Origin of the sequence: Ruoffia sp. FAM 26254, from assembly GCF_045528545.1 — a bacterium.
GTDB lineage: Bacteria > Bacillota > Bacilli > Lactobacillales > Aerococcaceae > Ruoffia > Ruoffia halotolerans.
Genome location: NZ_JBGQQY010000076.1, coordinates 1 through 5,614, shown reverse-complemented (window position 1 = coordinate 5,614; position 5,614 = coordinate 1). Strand labels below are relative to the sequence as shown.

The window sequence follows — 5,614 nt, the reverse complement described above, 5'->3', positions numbered from 1 at the left end:
TTTACTGGAGAGAGTTTTCGTTTGAAAAATGCATTATCAAAAAAAGAATAATTAAAAGGAAAAAATTGGATGGCTATATTGTGTACTTTTCGTTGCAATACTATGTACTTCAAATTTGCAAAACACAGCAGTGTTTAAAAGAGTGTTTAAAGTGATTAAAGTGTTTAACCAGTGTATTGAATACCTTCGATATCTAACAATTTCATCTTTACATTAATCCCACCATTATAGCCTGTTAACGAACCATTCTTTCCGATGATACGGTGACACGGAATAATAATAGAAATTGGATTTTGGCCAACAGCGCCTCCAACTGCACGAACTGCTTTAGGATTGTTTATATTTTCAGCCAACGCTCCATAATGAATAGTTCGACCGTAAGGAACATCAAGTAATGCTTTCCAAATTGACTGCTGAAAAGGTGTTCCATTTTGGATGTCTAACACTAAATCAAACTCATTACGTGATCCTTGTGTGTATTCTTGAAGTTGTTTAATCGATTCTGCATTTATAGATTCATCTTCTTGGATAGTAAACCCCTTAAATAGCTTTTCCAAAATCGTTATATCTCCATCGTCTGGACTTACGTAAGCTAAGCCCTTTTCTGTTGAAGCAATCGTATATAACCGATTGAATACCGTATGAAAAGTGTAGTACAAAGTTGGGCTCAAGGTAAACTTCCTTTCTATATAATAACCATTTTATTTGTATCTCTATTATAACTCTTTAAGAATCATATTGAAATGAATGATAATTCATACCAGTCTATGTTAAAATAGTGATTAAAAGGAAATTTCTCCTTAGATATCATTGCATAGAACTAGCATTTAAGTTAAAGTATACATGTCGTGAAACATAGGTTTGTTTCACAAAAGGACTTATTTAAAAGGAGACGGTTATGACAGTCGAAGAATTTATCCAAGCCCTGAATGAAAAGGGCAGTCAATTAACTGAACAACAGATTAATCAGTTTGAACAGTATTACCACCTGTTAGTCGAGTGGAATAATAAGATTAACTTAACGGCAATTACTGAAAAGCCAGATGTGTATTTAAAGCATTTCTATGATTCATTAATGCCCTTATGGATGGCACCTGATTATTTTAAAGAGAATGCTACTTTATGTGATGTTGGCGCAGGGGCCGGCTTTCCAAGTATTCCAATGAAAATTGTACGCCCTGATTTAGACATTACAATTGTAGATTCATTGAACAAACGTATAACATTTTTAAACCTTTTAGCAGAGGAATTGAACTTAACAGGCGTTAAGGCTGTTCATGGTCGTGCAGAAGAAGTTGGACAAGACAAAGCCCACCGCGAACAATTCGATATCGTCACAGCAAGAGCTGTAGCAGCTTTAAACGTCTTAAGCGAATTGTGTTTACCATTAGCAAAAAAAGGTGGCTACTTCATTGCTCTGAAAGCACAAAGAGCTGACGAAGAAATCGTTAAAGCGAAAAAGGCTATCGCAACGCTTGGAGCGAAGTTTGAAGAGCAAATTAGCGAGATGTTACCCATTGAAGATAGTGAGCGTGAAATCTTAGTGATTCGCAAAACTTTAGAAACACCGAAGAAATATCCAAGACGTCCTGGTAAACCAGCCAAACAACCGTTATAACAAGGAGGAGATCGCATGAGTAAAATGATTGCAGTCGGTAATCAAAAGGGTGGTGTTGGTAAAACCACCACAACAGTTAACCTAGGAGCTGCTTTAGCAACTTTAGGTAAAAAAGTATTAATCATTGATTCTGATTCGCAAGGAAATGCGACGAGTGGTCTTGGGGTAGAAAGAAGCGCATTAGATGCAAGCTTGTATGAAGTACTCATTGATCAAATTCCAATTCAAGATGTCATCGTTGAAACAAGTCAAGATAACTTATGGATTGTACCGTCAAACATTCAACTTGCAGCTGCAGAGTTAGAACTAGTAAATATTGAAAACCGCGAGTCACGCCTGAAAGAAGCAGTGGCCCCGATTCGGAAAAATTATGATTATATCTTAATCGACTGCCCACCTTCATTAGGTCAATTATCAATTAATGCTTTTACCGCAAGTGATACAATTTTAATCCCAGTACAAGCTGAGTATTACGCGCTAGAAGGATTAACACAATTATTAAATACCATTCGTTTAGTTCAAAAAACTTATAATCGCAATTTCCGTATCGAGGGCGTGTTAATTACAATGCTCGATGCACGAACGAATTTAGGCTTTGAAGTGATGGATGAAGTACGTAAGTATTTCCATGAAAAAGTCTACCGCACAGTCATTCCAAGAAATATTCGCTTATCAGAAGCACCTTCTTATGGGCAATCAGTCATTGAATATGATTCTCGTTCAAGAGGTGCGGAGATGTATGTTGAACTGGCAAAGGAAGTGATTAGTAATGGCGAATAATAACCAACCTCGTAAACGAGGTGGCTTAGGCCGAGGTATGGATGCCTTGTTTTCAGCATATGAGGAAACTCCAGGCGAAAACGAAATCGTAGAAGAGATTCCATTAGATCAAATTCGTGCTAACCCCTATCAACCGCGTAAAACATTTAATCAGAAAGCTTTAAATGAATTAGCTGATTCGATTAAACAGTCCGGTGTATTTCAACCTGTAATTCTTAGAAAATCGACAATCAAAGGTTATGAATTAATCGCTGGTGAACGGCGTGTTCGTGCAAGTCGACTGGCAGGTAAAGAGACAATTCCAGGTATTGTTCGTGAACTAGATGAAGAACAAATGATTGAAATTGCAGTGGTAGAAAACCTACAACGTGAAGACTTGAGTCCTTTAGAAGAAGCTGAAGCATATAACATCTTGATGGAGAATCTTGATTTAACACAAGCGCAAGTGGCTGAAAGAATTGGTAAAAGTCGCCCATATATCGCCAATTACTTACGTCTATTATCATTACCAGATGAAATTAAGACAATGGTTGGGGAACAATTATCGATGGGACAAGCGCGTACAATCTTAGGTCTTAAAGATAAAGACCAACTGATTCCAGTCGCAAAACGTGTCGTAAGTGAAGGAATGACTGTTCGTCAACTCGAAGAATTAGTTCAATCATTAAATGATGAAGCTCCTAAAGAAGACAAAGAAAAAGAAAAAGACAAAAAAGAAAAAGCCAAAAAACCACCCCATTATCTTGCGATTGAACAAGAAATGCAAGATTACTTTGGGACAGCTACGACAATTAATCAACGTGGTGAACGTGGTAAAATAGAAATTGAATTTTTATCTGAATCAGATTTAATTCGAATTTTAGATTTATTAAATATACATTTATAGGGAGTGGACAAGATGAATTGTAAAGAATTCGATAAACTCGATATTGTCGAAATGAAAAAACCACACGCTTGCCAAACAAACCGCTGGCAAATTATCCGTATGGGGATGGATATTCGTATACAATGTATGAATTGTAAGCATATTGTGACGATGACTCGGCGTGATTTTGAAAAGAAAATGAAAAAAGTACTAGAAAAAGCAGAATCTGCTGAATAAGTTTAAATAAAAGAAAGAGAGTGACTACATGGCATTAACAGCTGGTATTGTTGGCTTACCTAACGTTGGTAAATCAACACTTTTTAACGCAATTACAAAAGCAGGGGTTGAAGCAGCAAACTATCCGTTCGCGACGATTGACCCAAACGTTGGAGTGGTAGAAGTACCTGACAAACGTTTAACAGACATTACAGAAGTAGTAAAACCTAAGAAAACAATTCCAACAACTTTCGAATTTACAGATATCGCAGGGATTGTAAAGGGTGCAAGTAAAGGCGAAGGATTAGGAAACAAATTCTTAAGTAATATTCGCCAAGTGGACGCAATTTGTCACGTTGTTCGTTGTTTCGAAGACGAAAATATTACTCACGTTGACGGGAAAGTGGACCCACTTTCAGATATAGAGACAATCAACTTAGAGTTAATCTTAGCTGACTTGGAATCGATTGATAAGCGATTAATACGTGTCCAAAAATTAGCTAGAACTAAAGATAAAGATGCGTTAATCGAGATGGATATTTTAGAACGCTTGAAAGATGCACTTGAAAGTGATCAATTAGCGAACTCAGTTGAATTCACAAAAGAAGAAGAGCCGATTGTAAAAAGCTTATTCTTATTAACACGCAAGAAAATGTTATATGTAGCAAATATTGGTGAAGAAGAAGTAAGTGATCCAAGCTCAAATCCTCACTTACAAAAGGTCATTGAATTTGCTGCTACACAAGGAGCAGAAGTTGTTCCAGTATGTGCAAGTCTTGAAGAAGAAATTGCGATCTTAGATGACGAAGAAAAAACAGTGTTTTTAGAAGACTTTGGTTTAGAAGAATCAGGTTTAGACCGTTTAATTCAAAAAGCTTATACATTATTAGGCTTAGGAACATACTTTACAGCAGGTGAGCAAGAAGTACGCGCTTGGACATTCAAAAAAGGAATGAAAGCTCCTCAAGCAGCTGGAGTGATTCACTCGGACTTCGAACGTGGATTCATCCGTGCTGAAACTGTTTCTTACGACCATTTAATGGAAGCTGGAAGCATGGCTCGTTCGCGTGAATTAGGTTACTACCGTTCAGAAGGTAAAGAATATATTGTTAAAGACGGCGACATTATGCTATTTAGATTTAATGTCTAGATCGATCGGGGGAAATTATGTCAGAAGATAACAAAAAAGAATTCGAAGAGAAAGATGTAGAAGTGACAACTGATAAAGTAGCTGAAGAATCAATTGAGACGGCTAAAGAAACAGAAGTAGCAAGTGTTGAAGAATCTCAAGAAAGAAATGTTATTGCTGGGATTAAAGAAAGCCAGTTTGCAGAATTAACGAACAAAAATAAGCAATTTATGTTAAGTGTAGATAAAAAATTATCTGACCAATTACACTATGAAGTTCAAGAGCGAGTCTATGCTGAAATGGTGGATACGTTACTAGACGGGCAAATCAATAGCCAAACAGCACGTCAGATTTATGGAACGCCGACAGAAACTGCTAACTTAATTATAGAACAAGAATTCCCAAATCCAGAAAATGCACCAGTTGAAAAGTCACCTGATTGGCAAATTGCTTTAGACGGTGGGCTAATGCTAGGTTCATTATTCACATTCATCACAGGTATCTCAATGTTGAATGCGGATGCGGGGACAACTTCTGCTTTCATGGGCTTAACTACTTTAATTATTAACTATATTGTTGCAGGTGTTGCGATGTTAATTACTTCTAAAGTTATGCCAGATTTAGATGCACCTAAAGGTGAGCGTCGTTTATGGCGCTACTTCGGAGTGTCTATTGCCGCAATGTTTGGTTGGTTCTTAATCGTAAGTATCAGTGCCGTATTACTTCCATCAGCATTGAACCCAGTCTTTGAATCAATGACTTATATCATTATTGCCGCTGTAACCTTTGGTTTACGCTTCTTATTAAAGAGACAATTAAATATTCAAGGTGGCGTATTCTAACCACCTCAAATCAACCAACCAAGTTTAACTTGGTTGGTTTTTATGTGCGCCCGGCATGGGCGATAACTTGGTGGTGAAAGTCCACTACAGACTTGGCAGTAGGAACTGTTAGCTAAAGGCAAGGGTGTCCACCGTGAGGTGGAATCTGAAGGAAGCCGGAGGCA

The 5,614-nt window shown here is 37.3% G+C and carries 7 protein-coding genes; 6 read left to right on the top strand and 1 reads right to left on the bottom strand.

Annotated features, from left to right (window positions below; all coding sequences use genetic code 11):
* Window positions 1-164: 164 nt before the first annotated feature.
* On the bottom strand, window positions 165-671 hold the full coding sequence (locus ACEN3Z_RS11460) for a methylated-DNA--[protein]-cysteine S-methyltransferase (RefSeq protein WP_328590783.1): 507 nt from the start codon (window positions 669-671) through the stop codon (window positions 165-167).
* A gap of 227 nt (window positions 672-898) precedes the next feature.
* On the opposite strand from ACEN3Z_RS11460, the gene rsmG reads away from it, so the two are divergent.
* From rsmG to ACEN3Z_RS11430, 6 genes are read left to right on the top strand one after another with little or no spacing between them, the layout of a single operon-like run.
* Window positions 899-1,618: a 16S rRNA (guanine(527)-N(7))-methyltransferase RsmG gene (gene rsmG / locus ACEN3Z_RS11455; protein WP_138404943.1), complete on the top strand. Its 720-nt coding sequence runs from the start codon at window positions 899-901 to the stop codon at window positions 1,616-1,618.
* Between the two features lie 15 nt (window positions 1,619-1,633).
* Complete coding sequence (locus tag ACEN3Z_RS11450) at window positions 1,634-2,398, top strand: ParA family protein (protein WP_138404944.1); 765 nt, start codon at window positions 1,634-1,636, stop codon at window positions 2,396-2,398.
* A complete protein-coding gene (locus ACEN3Z_RS11445; RefSeq protein WP_407090938.1) occupies window positions 2,388-3,284 on the top strand; it encodes a ParB/RepB/Spo0J family partition protein in 897 nt (298 codons plus the stop codon). The genes ACEN3Z_RS11450 and ACEN3Z_RS11445 overlap by 11 nt, the downstream gene beginning before the upstream one ends.
* 12 nt (window positions 3,285-3,296) lie before the next feature.
* A complete protein-coding gene (locus tag ACEN3Z_RS11440; protein WP_407090937.1) occupies window positions 3,297-3,500 on the top strand; it encodes a DUF951 domain-containing protein in 204 nt (67 codons plus the stop codon).
* A gap of 28 nt (window positions 3,501-3,528) precedes the next feature.
* Window positions 3,529-4,629, top strand: a complete 1,101-nt coding sequence (gene ychF / locus ACEN3Z_RS11435) for a redox-regulated ATPase YchF (protein WP_407090936.1) — start codon at window positions 3,529-3,531, stop codon at window positions 4,627-4,629.
* 17 nt (window positions 4,630-4,646) lie between these two features.
* Window positions 4,647-5,450 (top strand): DUF1129 domain-containing protein, encoded by an 804-nt coding sequence (locus ACEN3Z_RS11430; RefSeq protein WP_407090935.1) that lies wholly within the window; start codon window positions 4,647-4,649, stop codon window positions 5,448-5,450.
* The last annotated feature ends 164 nt before the right edge of the window (window positions 5,451-5,614 follow it).

Bases quoted from the DNA above. Each gene is read 5' to 3' on its own strand.
- ACEN3Z_RS11450 (WP_138404944.1), top strand. From the start codon at position 1,634: ATGAGTAAAATGATTGCAGTCGGTAATCAAAAGGGTGGTGTTGGTAAA.
- rsmG (WP_138404943.1), top strand. From the start codon at position 899: ATGACAGTCGAAGAATTTATCCAAGCCCTGAATGAAAAGGGCAGTCAA.
- ychF (WP_407090936.1), top strand. From the start codon at position 3,529: ATGGCATTAACAGCTGGTATTGTTGGCTTACCTAACGTTGGTAAATCA.
- ACEN3Z_RS11445 (WP_407090938.1), top strand. From the start codon at position 2,388: ATGGCGAATAATAACCAACCTCGTAAACGAGGTGGCTTAGGCCGAGGT.
- ACEN3Z_RS11430 (WP_407090935.1), top strand. From the start codon at position 4,647: ATGTCAGAAGATAACAAAAAAGAATTCGAAGAGAAAGATGTAGAAGTG.
- ACEN3Z_RS11440 (WP_407090937.1), top strand. From the start codon at position 3,297: ATGAATTGTAAAGAATTCGATAAACTCGATATTGTCGAAATGAAAAAA.